Consider the following 15911-nt stretch of genomic DNA (forward strand, 5'->3'; position numbering starts at 1 on the left):
AATGTAAGGAACACAGATGAGGAAGATCGCAGCATCGACGCTGCTGGTGACGGCACTCGGCATGACAACCGGCACTGCCCATTCGGCTCCCCCGAGCGAGAGCGCGCCCGTGAACGTCACCGCGCGGATCACCGAGAATGCCACGACTATCTCCGCGGACGCCGGATCTATGACGGTCGAGGACGGCGTCTTCAAAGTCAAAGCCGCTGACGGCACACTGCTCGCCGGAGCGGAATTGACCTTTCGCGTAGACGATTTCGTCTTCCCTATCACCGCGCGCATCACCGACCGGGTCGCTACCCTCACGCCGCGACTGGACCTCGAGCACGCGGTCTACCAACCCGTCGCCCTCCCGTACGAGGATCAGGCGCCCTGGAAGACCCCGTACGACCGTGAACAAGCCGCATGGAGCCGTTTGACGAGCACCATCGCCATGGGAGCCAGCATCGGCACGCTAGTCGGCGGACTCGGCGGCGCGGCTGTCGGCTGCGTTCTCGGCGGAATCGCCGGCGCCACGGTGGCCGCGGCCTCGATCGTGGGTATGTTCGGTCCCTTCATCCCAGCAGCGGCGATCGGCTGCCTCGGCGGCGTCATCGCCGTCGGGGCGCTGGGCACCATAGCAGGTCAGCTACTCGTCACGGCGCCCGTGGCGATCATGGCCGCGGTGCAGTACTTCACGACGATCAACGCGCCATTCGCGGCCAAATGATCTGACTCACAGAGCGAGCACGACGACGTCCGACCAGCAACCACCTGGATATGGGAGCCTTCCTATCGGTCGCCGCGGCGCGCGGGCCTGCGGCAGGTCCGCGCGCCGCGCCGAGTTGGTGCCGAGTAGGAGGGGATACCGGTGGGGTCGCCCATCGGTAACCCCTTCCGGCTGGTACCGCAAGGGGCCGACCGGCGGCACCGGCCGCTACGCGGTCCAGCTCGCCCGTCTTGGTGGAGCGCACGTCATCGCGTCGACCGGCGATCCGGCCACGCATGCTCCAAGTCTGCGCGAACTCGGCGCGGCCGAGATCATCAGCGGCCCCACCGATCTGGAGGCCCCGGTCGACGGTGTTATCGATTTGGTGGGCGGCTCGCAACTCGTCGACGCCTACCAACGCTTGTCCGAGGGTGGCACCGTGGTTGCCGTCGGTCACGCCGCGGGCGTGGACGAGACGTTCCCGTTCGGGCGTTCTTCGGTGATCAGGGACGCCACAACCGGTCGATCACGACGTTCTTCCTGCTGGCCTGCACCAACCTCGGCCCGGATCTGAGCTGGCTGGCCGACCGAGTCGCGACCGATACCTTGGACCCGAACATCGCCTGGCGGGGGGACTGGACTCAGGTTGGTGAAGCTGCCCAGGCATTGCTGTCACGCCGCCTGCACGACAAGGCAGTGCTGGAACTGCGCTGAGCCCGCAGAGCAGCCGCGATCGCCGCTGACCGCGAGCAGTACTCAGACGCGAGCGGCGGGCAGGGTGACGACGAAGTGGGCGCCGTCGGTGACGTGGATAGTGCCTGCGTGTCGCTCGATGACATCGCGGACGATGGCAAGGCCCAAACCTGCGCCGCCTTAGTCGCGGGTGCGGGCGTCGTCGTCCAGTCGGACGAATCGCTGGAGGATGCGGTCTCGGTCGGTGTGTGGCACGCCGGGGCCGTCGTCGGTGACCGTCAGGAGAACGTGTCCGTCGGCTGTGCGGTCCAGGGCGACTCGCACTGTCGCAGTGGCGTGCCGCTGGGCGTTGTCGACGAGGTTGCCCAGGACGCGGGCGAGCTGGGTCCGGCTGCCGGTGACCACGATCGGCTCGTCCGGGATCGTGATGTCTACGGCGATCCGGTCGCCGACGCGGTGGGCCAGCTCCTCGCGGACCAGGGTGGTCAGGTCGACGCGATCGGAGCGCGGTTGCTCGCCCGCGTCGAGCCGGGCCAGCAGCAAGAGGTCGGCGGCGAGGTGTTCCAAGCGGATGGTGTCGTCGATCAGCCCATCCAGTTCCAGCAGATCTGGATGTGCTTGGGCCACTTCGAGTTGGGTGCGCAGGCTTGCGATGGGGCTGCGCAATTCGTGGGCGGCGTCGGCGATGAATTGGCGTTGGCGCTCGGAGGATTCTTCCAGGGCGGCGAGCGTGGCGTTGGTAGTCGTTGCCAGCCTGGCGATTTCGTCGCGGGAGCCGGGTTCGGGAACGCGACGGGAGAGGTCGCCGTCCATGATCTCCGCGAGCTGCGCGCGGATCGCCTCTACTGGGCGCAGGGCACGGCGGGTGACCAGCCAGGTCACCGCGGAGACTACGACGAGCAAGGGCGACAGGCCGATCAGCTCCGGGCGTGTCAGAAGCAGCTCATCGCCTGAGTCGCGGCCATGGCCGAGCGCGCAACAGTGGCCTGCGGTCCGTGCCTCCGATGGCGGAGTCGGAGGCGTGCGCTGCCGATGCGAAGGACGTGGCGAGTCGCTCAGCGTACTGGTATGGCCGGAACCCCCGTTTGCGCTCGATGAAGTCGATGTAGGGCCGCGAAGCGACGACGGCGTTCGAGTACGACCTCGCCATACTGTTCTCCACCAGCACCCGATCGACATAACCACCGTCGCAGGCGATTGCGATGGAATTCATCGTCGCCAGCACATGATTGACTTTGTCCCGGACATCGCTCGCGAGATCGCCGAACTGATCGTGCGGGGTTTGCGCGATCACCTCATGGATCAGACGTCGTCCCTCCCGATTGGCCGGGGACAAGTACCGTTCGGTGAGGTCGAAATAGGCGCGCAGGCGATCCGCTCTGCTCGTGCGGCGAAAGCCCCACCCGGCGATCGCGACCGCGACGGCGGGGGAGATCAGGCTGAGTATCGTAGTCGCCATCATCGTGATTCCTTATCGGGTTCCGAGGTCTCGGCGTCATTGCGGGCGAGTCGGTCGGCCGCCTGTTCGGAGGTTGGTTCGGCCTTCGGTGCGGCGTGGCGGTCCGGACGTTCGAGTGGAAGCGCCGACAATCCGCGAGGAGCGTCCGGCCGCACTCTGACGACTACTCCACGCAGTGCGGCGGTGAGGGCTTCGGACAGCGTGAGCGAAGCCGACGCGTGTTCGAAAACGTGGGCGCGCAACAGCCAGCCGGGCCCGTCGATGCCGAATAGCCTGATCCGCTTCCGCGGGTCGTCAGGTGCGATGAATACCAGCTCGGGCCCGTACGGTCCCAGGATTTCCTGGACGCTCACCCCCGCCCTATCCTGCTGCTTCTGCGCCGACCTGCGGACCGCGCCCCATGCGGGACCGCCGTGCGTCGGCAGCAGGTCCAGGCGAAGTTCGCACCCGTCGAGTGTCAGCGACACGGCCACCAGCCGATCTTCATTCCGGATCCCACCGAGCTTGATCTCGGGATCGAGGACGGTCAGGATCATGCTCCCGAAGTCCCACCCGGTGCGGGGGACCGCCTGCAATTCGTCGATGTCGAACGGTCCCACCTCACGCCGGTCGATCAGCTCGGCCGCCACCGCGAGGAAATCACCGCTGGGAAATTTGCGCCGGAGTCGCTGCAGCATGTTGACGGTCCGCTTGCACGCCGATGAGAGCGCGGCGGGCAACTGTTGGATCGAGTCGTACATCTCCGACGGGCCGGCTGCGTCCGTGATTCTCGCCGCGGCATCGCGAATGGCGGCCCGGCCGAATTGCCTGCCTACATAGCCGGAGACCATCATTTCGACGAAAGCGCCCATTACTGCGCGAAGGTCGTCAGCGGGTATCTCCGACAACGCTTCTGCCATCGCGCGCAGGCCGTCCACGAGATCGGCGGCGCGCGTCGGATTCGCGTCGGACGGAAGCAAGGCGGCGACGTCGGCGGACCAGTCTGCGTCGTCGCCCGCATCATGGAGGCCGGATATCACCCTCTCGACGATTTCCTGCCGTACCCCCGAGGAGAGTTCGAGATGATAGGCGGTGACATCGGAAAGAATATCCGACAGCATGTCCATCATCGCCGATTCGCCCATGGACTCGGTCATCTTCTCGATATGGTCCTGAACCTCGGCGGGATTCTCATCGACCATTCGGCGGAGATCCAGGGCCCGATTGACCGCTTGCGCGGTCGCGGTTTCCCTTGTCTTCTCCAGCGCCTGCTCGAACTGGGGGAGGTGCATTTCGCATTCCGCGTCGGCCTCGTCGATCGCAACCCAGTATCCCTCCTCGATCATGCGCTCCCGGAGGTGGCCTACGCTGCCGGTCATGCCTTGGGTGCGATCGGAGTCATCGACGGTCAGCGTGAAGCACGGCGTATCGTCCTTGTCCACAGTCAGCCGACAAAGAGCCTTGTGCATCGGCAGTTCGTCGAAGGACGACGCTTTGGTCTTGAGCATGCGCGCCAATAGCTCGGCGTCCTCCGGACCGACCCGAAAGGCCAGGACAGAACCGACATTGCCCAGGATCGCGTTGAGCAATTCGCGACTGCGTGCTCCTTCGAACCGGGAAAATGCGTACAGCTGTTCCAGATTCTGATGCGCCAGCACCAGTCCGCAGCCGAATTTGCGCGCCTCGGCGATCAATCCCTCTATGCCCGAGGTGGCGAACTTCTGAAACTCATCGATGATCAGGCTGAACGCCGCGCGCTTGCCGGGCGGCAGTCCGGTCCCGCGCTCGTAGTCGAAGACGGCGCGCTGGACGCGACGGAGAATCAAACTGCCGAGAAAGGACGCGGCCTGGGCGCCGATCACCGATTCCGGAAGCTTGACGAGGAGAATTCCGTCGTTCCACACCGTGTGCTCGATGGACAGTGGCGACGTGCGGGTGCTGCACAGTGACGAGCGGATGCGGCTGCCCGCGGGCATCAAGTCGGCGAGCTTCGACAGCATCCACACGATTCGCTCGGCCCGCTCGCCCTCCTGGATCGCCTCGAATACATTCCACCGGTCACGGAGCACACTGTTCTCCGCGATGCTCATCGAAACCAGTTTCCGAATCTCGCGATTGCGGTACATGGCCTCGATGAGATCCAGCGATCGCGGCACCGGAAACCCGGGCTGGAACATGGTTTCCAGAGCTTGCCGGACCATATCGTCGAACACCGGGCCGGTGAACTCGTTGTAGTACCGGGATTCCAGAGTGCGCAGAAAGTCTCCGATATGCAGATTCATGCTCCGCGAGTCGGTGATGTCGACGGTGAGTGGGTTGAACGCCGGAAGATAGTGCGGCTGACCGAAGTCGAGCAGCACGATGTCCTTCAGGCGGGACTGGGAGTGCCGGACCAGATAGTCCACCAGATCGCCATGGGGATCGAGAACCGCGAACCCGCGCCCGGCTTCCATGTCCTGCCGGCACAGCTCTTTGAGGAAGTTGGTCTTGCCCGTGCCGGTTCGGCCCACCGCGTACAGGTGGCGAACCCGCGCTGTCTCGTCCAGCAGCACGTCCACCCGGCGGTCGCGGATCGGGCCCGCGACCCGCGCAGTTCCGATCTTGGTTCCGATCGTGGGCAGATTCGGTCCTTCGTAGGAGATCTCCCGGGTGACCCGGGCACGCAGCCCGCGGGCCTGAAAGTGACCGTATGGCGGATGGAAGAGCCGGATCAACTGACTGGGCGTCAGGGCCACCGGGTCAGCGTGGGCCTGGTCGGGTCCGACTGATCGAACCGTCGCGGGCACGGTGCCGAAGATTTCGTACTTGATCGTGTCCGCGAGGACGGGGGGAATCGGTTTCATGCTGCTCACCACGAGTGACATGCCGATGCTCGGTGGTTCCAGCTTCGACATCTCGCGCAGCAGATTGAAATAGGCACTTGCGCGACGCTCGACGAGGTCGCCGGTGGCCATGTACGGCATGGACACCACCGCGTGCCGAAATGTCTCGTCCTCGTCCCGGTCTTGTTCTCGGTTCCTCCCATCGATCTCCATCGGGACGGCCCGCATCTCCACGATGATGGGCGTCTCCTGGGTTCGGATGAGATCGAACAGCGGTGACCAGTCGTCTCGAATCGTCGGCCCCTGCGAGCTGAAGTCCGGAATGATCTGCAGGCAGTGCGAACCGGCGGCGAGCTCCGGTTTCTCGTCGGAGGTGCTGATCGGCCAACTCTCGACGAGCATGGACCGCAACTGCCCCTCGATTTGGCCGGGATTCACGACCGATTCCCGCCCGGACACGATTACGTCGAAATAGTTGCGCAGATCTGTGCTCAACGGGTTGGCGGCGGACTGCATCCGGTAGGTGACGGACATACCGTCCGCGGGGAGATCGCCCATCGCTCGAAGGAAATTGAGTTGCCGGGGAAGAGTGGAGACCGCGCTGCCGCTGTCATACGCTCCGAGTCGCAATGCGAACGACCAATTCCCGTCGTCGGTCGAGCGGATTGCTTTGGCGTCCATCGGAGCTTCGTCGGCGAGGTCGCGGTAGGCGTCGAGCAGCGCGCCCAGTGGCGGGGTGCTGATACCGGTCGCGATCAGCTCGCCGATCCGTTCGATTACGAACCGAGCCTGCCGCGCCCGGGTGACCTTCGCGTCGGTGACAGAAGAGACGACGAGATGGGTACTGAGCACGGTGAACAGCGCCTCGTCGTCCATATCGGTCGCGAGCGCCCTGCGATATTCCTCGAGTGCGTCACGAAGAGGGCCCGGGAATTTGAGATGGTCCAGCCAGCGGCTGATCTGTTCGGGCAGATCGACGTTGGTGGTCCACCCCTTCGAGCCCCGCATCTCCTCCAGTGCCCGCACGGCGGCCGCTGCCACTTCATCGTCGGAGCGCGTGATGATCTGGGAACGCACGACGAGTCGGTTTTTCGTGCTCACCAGAGACGCCGGTCTGCGTTCGAACCGGTCGTAATCGATCATTATCGCGCCCTGGCATCCCGCCTGCAGCGGCTTGACGCCGTCCTTGTTTGTGAAGGCCGACCCGCGCAGTGACGGGCCGACTATCGTGCTGCCTCCGGATTCGGGATTGTTGGCGATGAGCCGGACGAAATCCCGCGGGGCATCAGGAAGAAATGGCCGAGTTGTCGCAGTACGCGCCGGGATGCACACGACCTCCGGCGCCTCCTCCAGAAGACGCTGGGAATGCCGAAGGTAGTCCATACACACCGCGACCGCGACGCGCACGGTCCGGTCCCGAAAGGTCATATCGACGACGATCGGCCCCGCGCCGGACTCGGCTATTTCGTGTTCGGACAGATGCTGCTTGGTCGAGAGGTGGACGCGTTCGTTTTCCACCAGCACGCTGACGTTCCGTCCGATGAGCTGTTCGGGCTGCCATGCGGAGACGGCGTGTTCGGTAAGAATGCTCGCCTCGTCCCGATTCCGGACGACGCCCATCCCGGTCACGATGGCCCGAGAACGCGAGAAACCGATGATCAGATCCAGGCAACTGATCGGGCTGAGGTACTCCGGCAGCACGGCGACGTCGAAGTCGTGGTCGTCGGCGAAGGTGAGCAACTCGGACAGGTACTCCCGCGTAGACAGCGTGGAGATCTTTTCCAACCGGCGCAGGGTGTTCCGCGCGTTCGAACCCGCTGCCGCAGCGAAGAATTTTGCGGCGGAAAGCGACTCGGTGAACGCGGGCTCGTTCGCCAGTGGTTCGGCAGGCATCCATAGCTTGCCGTGTTCCGTCAGTGCCTGAGGCACGCCACCTGCCTGGAGCACGCAGAGGCGAATAGCCGAGTGGGGGGAGGGTTTGGTCATCGGCTGTACTTCCGGATCGATGCCGACAGTGCGCGGAAGGTTCCTGGGAGGCATGCGTGTTCGAGTGGCGTGAGATCTATCGGAACCCCCGGCGCTCATGTTATCCATCAATTCGCCGTGAAGTGACGCTTATTCGAGCGACATTGTCAGCGAGCGTTGTACGCCGCCACCTCTTACTTTACAAACCGGTCGGTTGGCCTGCGGGATGCGTCAGCCGACCGCGACGCGAGGATGGCTCCGCGCACGGTTGAAGATGATCTGTGTGGCAACAGAATTCGACACCCGGCTCAATGCCTGTTTCGATATCCCTGCGGCCGACGGTAACTCGGGTAGGACACGGGCATCGCTACGCATCGCCAGCGGGCAGGGTGACGACGAAGTGGGAGCCGCCGGGCACACCATCGGTGACGTGGATGGTGCCTCCGTGGCGCTCGATGACATCGCGGACGATGGCCAGGCCAAGACCCGCGCCGCCTTCGTCGCGGGTGCGCGCGTCGTCCAGGCGGATGAAACGCTGGAAGATGCGGTCTCGGTCGGCAGGTGGCACACCCGGGCCGTCGTCGATGACCGACAGCAGCACTCGTCCATCACTGTCGGGTTCCACGGCGACGCGCACGAAGCTTGCGGCGTGCCTTTGCGCGTTGTCGACGAGGTTGCCCAGGACGCGGGCGAGCTGGGTCCGGCTGCCGGTGACCACGATCGGCTCGTCCGGGATCGTGATGTCTACGGCGATCCGGTCGCCGACGCGGTGGGCCAGCTCCTCGCGGACCAGGGTGGTCAGGTCGACGCGATCGGAGCGCGGTTGCTCGCCCGCGTCGAGCCGGGCCAGCAGCAAGAGGTCGGCGGCGAGGTGTTCCAAGCGGATGGTGTCGTCGATCAGCCCATCCAGTTCCAGCAGATCTGGATGTGCTTGGGCCACTTCGAGTTGGGTGCGCAGGCTTGCGATGGGGCTGCGCAATTCGTGGGCGGCGTCGGCGATGAATTGGCGTTGGCGCTCGGAGGATTCTTCCAGGGCGGCGAGCGTGGCGTTGGTAGTCGTTGCCAGCCTGGCGATTTCGTCGCGGGAGGCGGGTTCGGGAACACGGCGGGAGAGGTCGCCGTCCATGATCTCCGCGAGCTGCGCGCGGATCGCCTCCACTGGGCGCAGGGCACGGCGGGTGACCAGCCAGGTCACCGCGGCGACTACGACGAGCAGGGGCGACAGGCCGATCAGCATGGCTTGCCGCGCGTCCGCCACCGCGCTGTCGGCGGTCTCCAGGGAGGCGCCCGCGTAGACGGTAGCGGGTTGTCCGCCCGGGAGGGTCACCGCGAGTGCGGCGACCCGGAACGGGAGCGGGCCGTCGTCGGCGTCCACCGTCAACCGCACGTCGCCGAATTCCGCCTCCGCTGTCGCGGGATCGGCGGGCGTCGAGGCGCTCTCGTCGTCACGCTCCTCTGCGTCATCGTCCTCCTCCTCGTCATCGTCATCCTCGTCGTCGCGGGATCTCGTGTGGGGACCGAAGTCGGCGATCGGTGGTTTTCCCTGGAGTTCTTGGGCGGCGGCTAACACTCGGCGGTCAACCGAAACGACCTGCACCGGATGTTCCTCGGCGTCGGGCAGCGTCAATCGGGTGAGGTCGGCTCCTGCCGCGAGCTCGATCGCTACATTGCGCGCGGTTGTCTCCGCCTGCAAGCTCGCGCTCTCGACCAGGTTGTGCCGCAACACCGCTAGCACCGCCAACCCGGCAGCCGTCAACGCCACCGCGACCACGGCTGTCGCCGCGACGGTGGTGCGTGCTCGCACCGATCGCCACCATGAGCGCCTGGGGGACCGGCCGGTCACGCCTCGGCCGCCAGCCGATAGCCCGCACCGCGGACGGTGGTGATGGACCGGCGCCCGAATGGCGCGTCGATCTTGCGGCGCAGGGTGCTGATGTAGACCTCGACGATATTCGGATCGCCGTCGTAGGCGAAGTCCCAGACATGGTGGAGGATATCGGCTTTCGACACGACCTCCCCGGCGCGCACGGCCAGGTGCTCGAGGACGGCGAACTCCTTGGCGGTGAGCGTGACGTCCTGCGCGCCGCGCCGACAGGTGCGGGTGCCCGGATCCACGATCAGATCGCCGACGCGCAGAACTCGTGCGCCGCCGCGGGTCCGGCGGCGCAGCAGGGCGCGGATGCGGGCCAGCAGCACCAGATAGGAGAAAGGTTTGCTGAGGTAATCGTCGGCTCCGGTGTCCAAACCTTCGGCCTCGTCGTATTCGCCGTCCTTCGCGGTGAGCATGAGCACCGGCGTCTCGTGGCCCGCGGCGCGCAGCGCGGCGCACACCCGGTAGCCGTTCATGCCGGGCAGCATGATGTCGAGGATGATCAGGTCGTAGTCGGTGGTGGTCGCCAGGTGCAGGCCCTCGGCGCCGTCGTGTACCACGTCCACGGCAAATCCCTCGGCCGACAACCCTTTTGCCAGAGTGAGGGCCAAACGCTTTTCGTCCTCGACGATCAACAAACGCACCCACCAAGGGTCGCAGATGGATGCTGAAGCGGTCTTCAGGTGACTTCAGCTCGCCTTCAGCTTCCCCCTGTCACAGTGATCACCACATCGAGATCGCTACTCCCGCAGGAGGTTCCCCATGACTACCGCTTTCCGCCGTGCCTACGCAGGGCTTCGCTGGGTCATCTTCGGCGCGGCCGTCGCGGCGGTCGTCGCCGGCGTGAGCTTCGCCCTCGGCGCCGTCGCCACCGGCGGCCACGATCACACCATCGCCTTCAATCCGTCGGCGCGGGACTGGTCGCTGGTCGCGGACCCCGGCATCAACAGGCAGCAGGCTATCGACAAAGCGATCGAGGCCGTGCCGGGCGGGCGCGTCGATTCCGCCGAGCTCGACACCGATCGCGGCACCCCGGTGTGGGAGGTCGAGCTCACCACGCCAGACGGCGTGGAGCACGAGGTGACCATCGATGCGAACAGCGGCCAAGTGCTCGCAAAGATCAACCACGACTGATCCGCGCGGCGCCTGCCGGAGGTGGGTGTGACGCAGGATGGTTCGGGTACGCATGCGTTGTTGCTGCTGGGCGGCCGAGATCGGGAAGGAGCGTCTCGGCCACGCCCGGATTTCGGTCGTTATGTGTCTGTCACCTCGGCGGACGAGTTCGCGGGAGCCTCGACGATTCCGCCCGCGTCTTGTTTGCCCGGGAGTAGCCTCAATAGGGTTCGCTCGAGGAATCGAGGTCGCGATGCACGAAATGGCGATCACACAGAGTGTGATCGACGCCGTCTGCGAGCATGCGGCGGGACGACGGGTCTACGCCGTCACCGTCGAGGTCGGCGCACTGTGCGCCGTGGTGCCCGATGCCATGCGGTTCTGCTTCGAAGTCGCGGCCGAGGACACCGTGGCGGAGGGCGCGGACCTGATCCTGGTGGAGATTCCTGGTGCCGCGGCCTGCCGGGCCTGCGGGGCCGAGTTCCGGCTCTCCGATCCGATCCTGCTGTGCTCCTGCGGCAGCGCCGATGTCGACATCCGCTCCGGGCGCGAGCTGCGAATCCGATCGATGGAGGTGAGTGAGGCATGTGCGCAACCTGCGGATGTGGCGACGACGCCGCCGCGGTGATTCACGTCCCGCACGACCATCAACACGACGACGGGCACGACCACGCTCACCCGGCGGATCATGGGCACACACACGATCACCACGATCACCACCACATGCATCTGCCCGCCACCGAGACGGTCAGCCTGGAGCTGAAGGTCCTGGCCAAGAACGACGAACTGGCGCAGCGCAACAGGGCGTGGCTGGCCGAGCGCGACATCGTCGCGCTGAACCTCACCAGCTCTCCGGGTGCGGGCAAGACCACTCTGTTGGAGCGCACCATCCGCGAGTCCGGCCAGTCCCCGATCGCGGTGATCGAGGGCGACCAGGCGACGCTGCTGGACGCCGAACGGATCACGGCCACCGGCTGCCGCGTCGTGCAGATCAACACCGGCGCGGGCTGCCACCTGGATGCCGAGATGATGTATCGCGCGCTGGAGACGCTCGATCCCGCGCCGGGCACGCTGCTACTGGTGGAGAACGTCGGAAACTTGGTCTGCCCGGCGCTGTTCGATCTGGGCGAAGACGAGAAGGTGGTGGTCATCTCGGTCACCGAGGGGACGGACAAACCACTGAAATACCCGCACATGTTCCAGGCAGCGGGACTGGTGCTGGTGAACAAGATGGACCTGCTGCCCTACGTCGACTTCGACTTGGACCGATGCCGGGAATACATCGCCTCGATACACCCCGGCGTCGAGGTCCTACCGCTGTCGGTGACCAGCGGTGCAGGCCTGTCGCACTGGTACGACTGGCTGGCCGCGCGGCATCGCGCGGCCGGTTCGGCGACTCTGGAGAGAGCCGCCGGGCGAGCTAATATATAGCGATCAGGATCACATTTCCGGGTGACCCCTTCTTCGAGAAAGGCGAGATTCGGCCCCCGGTGGTCCGCTGCGGAAGGTGGCGAAATATGCCCACTCAGGAAGCAGTACAAGCCGAAGAAACGTTGATCCACGTTCTCTGGATCAATGCAGGACTCAGTTGTGACGGTGACTCGGTCGCCTTGACGGCGGCCACCCAGCCGAGCATCGAAGAAATCGCCCTCGGCGCTCTGCCCGGTCTGCCGAAGATCGCCGTGCACTGGCCGCTCATCGACTTCGAGTGCGGCCCCAACGGCGGCGCCGACGATTTCCTGGAGTGGTTCTTCAAGGCCGACCGCGACGAGCTCGAGCCGTTCGTCCTGGTGGTCGAGGGTTCGATCCCGAACGAGCAACTCAAGGAGGAAGGCTACTGGTGCGGGTTCGGCAACAACCCCGCCACCGGTCAGCCCATGACGACCAGCGAATGGCTGGACCGTCTCGCGCCGAAGGCGACCGCCATCGTGGCGGCGGGCACCTGCGCGACCTACGGCGGCATCCACGCGATGGCGGGTAATCCGACCGGCGCGATGGGCGTGCCCGACTATCTCGGCTGGGAGTGGAAGAGCAAGGCGGGCATTCCGATCATCTGCGTGCCCGGCTGCCCCATCCAACCGGACAACTTGTCGGAGACGCTCACCTATCTGCTCTACATGGCGACCGGACAGGCGCCGATGATCCCGCTCGACGAGGCGCTGCGGCCGAAGTGGCTGTTCGGCGCGACCGTGCACGAGGGTTGCGACCGCGCGGGCTACTACGAGCAGGGTGAATTCGCCACCGAGTACGGCTCGCCGACCTGCCTGGTGAAACTGGGCTGCTGGGGCCCGGTGGTCAAGTGCAACGTGCCCAAGCGCGGGTGGATGAACGGGCTGGGCGGCTGCCCGAACGTGGGCGGCATCTGCATCGGCTGCACCATGCCCGGCTTCCCCGACAAATTCATGCCGTTCATGGACGAACCGCCCGGCGGAAAGTTCTCGTCCACCGCCTCGGGGCTCTACGGATCGGTGATCCGCAGCCTCCGTCATATCACCGAACGCACGGTCGACAAGGAGCCGCACTGGCGGCACAAGGGCCGGAAGCTGGAAACCGGCGCGACCCGCACCTGGTAGGAGGATCCGATGACCCAGATCATCCCGGAGCCGTCGCACCGAACGATCGAACCGGACCGTCTCGTCGAGATGGCCTGGGACCCGATCACTCGCATCGTCGGCAGTCTCGGTATCTACACCAAGATCGACTTCGACAATCGGGAAGTGGTCGAGTGCCACAGCACCTCGTCCATCTTCCGCGGCTACTCGATCTTCATGCGCGGCAAGGACCCGCGCGACGCGCACTTCATCACCAGCCGCATCTGCGGTATCTGTGGCGACAACCACGCGACCTGTTCGTGCTACTGCCAGAACATGGCCTACGGCGTGCGCCCGCCGCACCTGGGGGAGTGGGTCGTCAACCTCGGCGAAGCGGCCGAATACATGTTCGACCACAACATCTTCCAGGAGAACCTGGTCGGCGTGGACTACTGCGAGAAGATGGTCTCGGAGACCAATCCCGGCGTGCTGGCCAGGGCGGAGAACACCGAGGCGCCGCACGCGGGCGAGCACGGCTATCGCACGATCGCCGACATCATGCGGGCGCTCAACCCGTTCACCGGTGAGTTCTACCGGGAGGCGCTGCAGGTCAGCCGCATCACCCGGGAGATGTTCTGCCTGATGGAAGGCAGGCACGTGCACCCGTCGACGTTGTATCCGGGCGGTCCCGGCACGGTCGCGACCATTCAGCTGATGACCGACTACATGTCCCGGCTGATGCGCTACGTGGAGTTCATGAAGAAGGTCGTGCCGATGCACGACGACCTGTTCGACTTCTTCTACGAGGCGCTGCCGGGTTACGAGAACGTCGGCTTGCGGCGCACGATGCTGGGTTGCTGGGGCTCGTTCCAGGACCCCGAGGTCTGCAACTTCGAATACAAGGACATGGAGGACTGGGGCCGCAAGATGTTCGTCAGCCCGGGCATCGTGGTCGACGGCAAGCTGCTCACCACCTCCCTGGTCGACATCAACCTGGGCATCCGGATTCTCTTGGGCAGTTCGTATTACGACGACTGGACCGATCAGGAGACGTTCGTCCAGACCGATCCGCTGGGCAATCCGGTGGACCGGCGCCACCCATGGAACCAGCACACGAACCCCAAGCCGCAGAAGCGAGACCTCGAGGACAAGTACAGCTGGGTGATGTCGCCACGCTGGTTCGACGGCACCGACCACCTCGCCTTGGACACCGGTGGCGGCCCGCTGGCACGGCTCTGGGTGACGGCACTGGCCAACCTCGTCGATATCGGCTACGTGAAGTCGACCGGGAACAGCGTGCAGATCAACCTGCCCAAGACCGCGCTCAAAGGGCCGGTGTCGCTGGAATGGAAGATCCCGGCGCACGGCAGCAACACCATCGAGCGCAACCGCGCGCGCACCTACTTCCAGGCGTACGCGGCGGCGTGTGCGCTGCACTTCGCAGAGAAGGCCATGGCCGAGATCCGGGCCGGCCACACCAAGACCTGGGAGAAGTTCGAGGTGCCCAACGAGGGCATCGGCTGCGGCTTCACCGAGGCGGTGCGCGGTGTGCTGTCGCACCACATGGTGATCCGGGACGGGAAGATCGCCAATTACCACCCGTATCCACCGACGCCGTGGAACGCCAGCCCGCGCGACAGCTTCGGCACACCGGGCCCCTACGAGGACGCGGTGCAGGGCCAGCCGATCTTCGAAGAGAACGACCGCGAGCACTTCAAGGGCATCGACATCATGCGCACCGTGCGCAGTTTCGACCCGTGCCTGCCCTGCGGCGTGCACATGTACCTCGGCAAGGGACAGACCCTGGAGAAGCTGCACTCACCGACGCAGACACTCACCCCGGAGTGAGTCCGCGTCGAGTAACCGACCGGAGGTGACGGTGGAGGATCGCCTGGACGACCAGGACGACGCAACGCTCGGTGAATCCCGCTGGCGCGAAGCCGGGGATCGCATCGAGACCTTGCTGGAGGCGAGTTCGGCGGGCGGTGTGCTCGCCCGCGAGCGCGCCGAGCAACTCGTGCGCGAGATCGTCGAACTCTACGGTGCGGGGCTGACCCGTGTGCTGCGGCTGCTCGACGCCGAGGCGATCGAGCGGCTGGCGCGCGACGACTTGGTCGCGAGCCTGCTGCTCGTGCACGGGCTGCACCCGCACGACGTGGCGACCCGGGTGCGGACGGCGCTGGACAGCGTGCGCCCCTATCTCGGCTCGCACGGCGGCGACGTCCACCTCGTCGACGTCACCGACGGCGTGGTCCGCTTGGCGCTCGACGGCAGCTGTCGCAGCTGTCCGTCGTCGTCGGTGACATTGGAGCTGGCCGTCGAGGACGCGGTGCGGGCGGCGGCGCCGGAAATCGAGTCCATCGAAGTCGTCGCCGCGCAGACGGAGTCGGCGGGGGTGATCTCCGCCGACTCGCTGTTCTCCCGGGTGCACGCGGGCGGCCGATCCGGCAACTGGGTCGCGGTCCCGGAGCTGGCCGAGCTGCGCGCGGGCGAGGTGGGCGGTTTCGCCGTCGCCGGGCTGACGGTGCTGGCCTGCCGGGTGGGCGAAGACGTGTACGCCTACCGGGACCACTGCCCGGGATGCGACAACTCGCTCGCGGGCGCGGCCCTGGAGCGCCGCCTCGGATTCCCGGTCGGCGACGCGGTGCTGCGGTGCCCGACCTGCCGGGCGCACTTCGACGTCGTGCACGCGGGCGCCCGCGTCGACGGTGACGGGCACCTGGAGCCGTTGCCGGTCCTCCTGCGCTCCGGCGAGCTGTCGGTGGCGGTGCCGGTGGGGGTGCACGGGTGA

The 15911-nt window shown here is 65.9% G+C and carries 12 protein-coding genes and 1 pseudogene; 8 read left to right on the top strand and 5 right to left on the bottom strand.

Features of this window, described 5'->3' with window-relative positions; translation table 11 throughout:
- Positions 1-16: 16 nt before the first annotated feature.
- Positions 17-709 (top strand): hypothetical protein, encoded by a 693-nt coding sequence (locus OHA40_RS26630; RefSeq protein ID WP_330229591.1) that lies wholly within the window; start codon positions 17-19, stop codon positions 707-709.
- 118 nt (positions 710-827) lie between these two features.
- Positions 828-1262, top strand: a complete 435-nt coding sequence (locus OHA40_RS26635; protein WP_330229592.1) for a zinc-binding dehydrogenase — start codon at positions 828-830, stop codon at positions 1260-1262.
- Between the two features lie 182 nt (positions 1263-1444).
- Here OHA40_RS26635 and OHA40_RS26640 read toward each other — a convergent pair.
- The 5 genes and pseudogenes from OHA40_RS26640 to OHA40_RS26660 form a co-directional block, all read right to left on the bottom strand.
- Positions 1445-2194 (bottom strand): annotated as a pseudogene (locus OHA40_RS26640) (sensor histidine kinase).
- A 130-nt stretch (positions 2195-2324) separates the two neighbouring features.
- On the bottom strand, positions 2325-2843 hold the full coding sequence (locus OHA40_RS26645) for a DUF4760 domain-containing protein (RefSeq protein ID WP_330229593.1): 519 nt from the start codon (positions 2841-2843) through the stop codon (positions 2325-2327).
- Entirely contained in the window at positions 2840-7570 is a 4731-nt protein-coding gene (locus OHA40_RS26650) for a DUF3710 domain-containing protein (RefSeq protein WP_330229594.1), read from the bottom strand. Before OHA40_RS26650 ends, OHA40_RS26645 begins: the two co-directional genes overlap by 4 nt.
- 403 nt (positions 7571-7973) lie before the next feature.
- Complete coding sequence (locus tag OHA40_RS26655; protein WP_330229595.1) at positions 7974-9410, bottom strand: sensor histidine kinase; 1437 nt, start codon at positions 9408-9410, stop codon at positions 7974-7976.
- Positions 9411-9445: 35 nt separating this feature from the next.
- On the bottom strand, positions 9446-10120 hold the full coding sequence (locus OHA40_RS26660) for a response regulator transcription factor (protein WP_330229596.1): 675 nt from the start codon (positions 10118-10120) through the stop codon (positions 9446-9448).
- Between the two features lie 118 nt (positions 10121-10238).
- Here OHA40_RS26660 and OHA40_RS26665 point away from each other — a divergent pair, with 118 nt between their 5' ends.
- The 6 genes from OHA40_RS26665 to OHA40_RS26690 all read left to right on the top strand — a co-directional run bounded on the left by OHA40_RS26665 (position 10239) and on the right by OHA40_RS26690 (position 15911).
- Positions 10239-10610, top strand: a complete 372-nt coding sequence (locus OHA40_RS26665; RefSeq protein WP_330229597.1) for a PepSY domain-containing protein — start codon at positions 10239-10241, stop codon at positions 10608-10610.
- 232 nt (positions 10611-10842) lie between these two features.
- The gene (locus tag OHA40_RS26670) at positions 10843-11217 is read left to right on the top strand and encodes a hydrogenase maturation nickel metallochaperone HypA/HybF (protein ID WP_330229598.1); all 375 of its coding nucleotides are present in this window, start codon (positions 10843-10845) and stop codon (positions 11215-11217) included.
- Positions 11175-12020, top strand: coding sequence for a hydrogenase nickel incorporation protein HypB (gene hypB, locus OHA40_RS26675; protein WP_330229599.1), 846 nt, complete (start codon positions 11175-11177; stop codon positions 12018-12020). The genes OHA40_RS26670 and hypB overlap by 43 nt, the downstream gene beginning before the upstream one ends.
- Positions 12021-12106: 86 nt before the next feature.
- On the top strand, positions 12107-13162 hold the full coding sequence (locus OHA40_RS26680; protein ID WP_330229600.1) for a hydrogenase expression protein HypE: 1056 nt from the start codon (positions 12107-12109) through the stop codon (positions 13160-13162).
- A 9-nt stretch (positions 13163-13171) separates the two neighbouring features.
- On the top strand, positions 13172-14968 hold the full coding sequence (locus tag OHA40_RS26685) for a nickel-dependent hydrogenase large subunit (protein ID WP_330229601.1): 1797 nt from the start codon (positions 13172-13174) through the stop codon (positions 14966-14968).
- Positions 14969-14993: 25 nt separating this feature from the next.
- Positions 14994-15911: a NifU family protein gene (locus OHA40_RS26690; protein WP_330229602.1), complete on the top strand. Its 918-nt coding sequence runs from the start codon at positions 14994-14996 to the stop codon at positions 15909-15911.

It is taken from the genome of Nocardia sp. NBC_00508 (genome assembly GCF_036346875.1).
Classification (GTDB): domain Bacteria; phylum Actinomycetota; class Actinomycetes; order Mycobacteriales; family Mycobacteriaceae; genus Nocardia.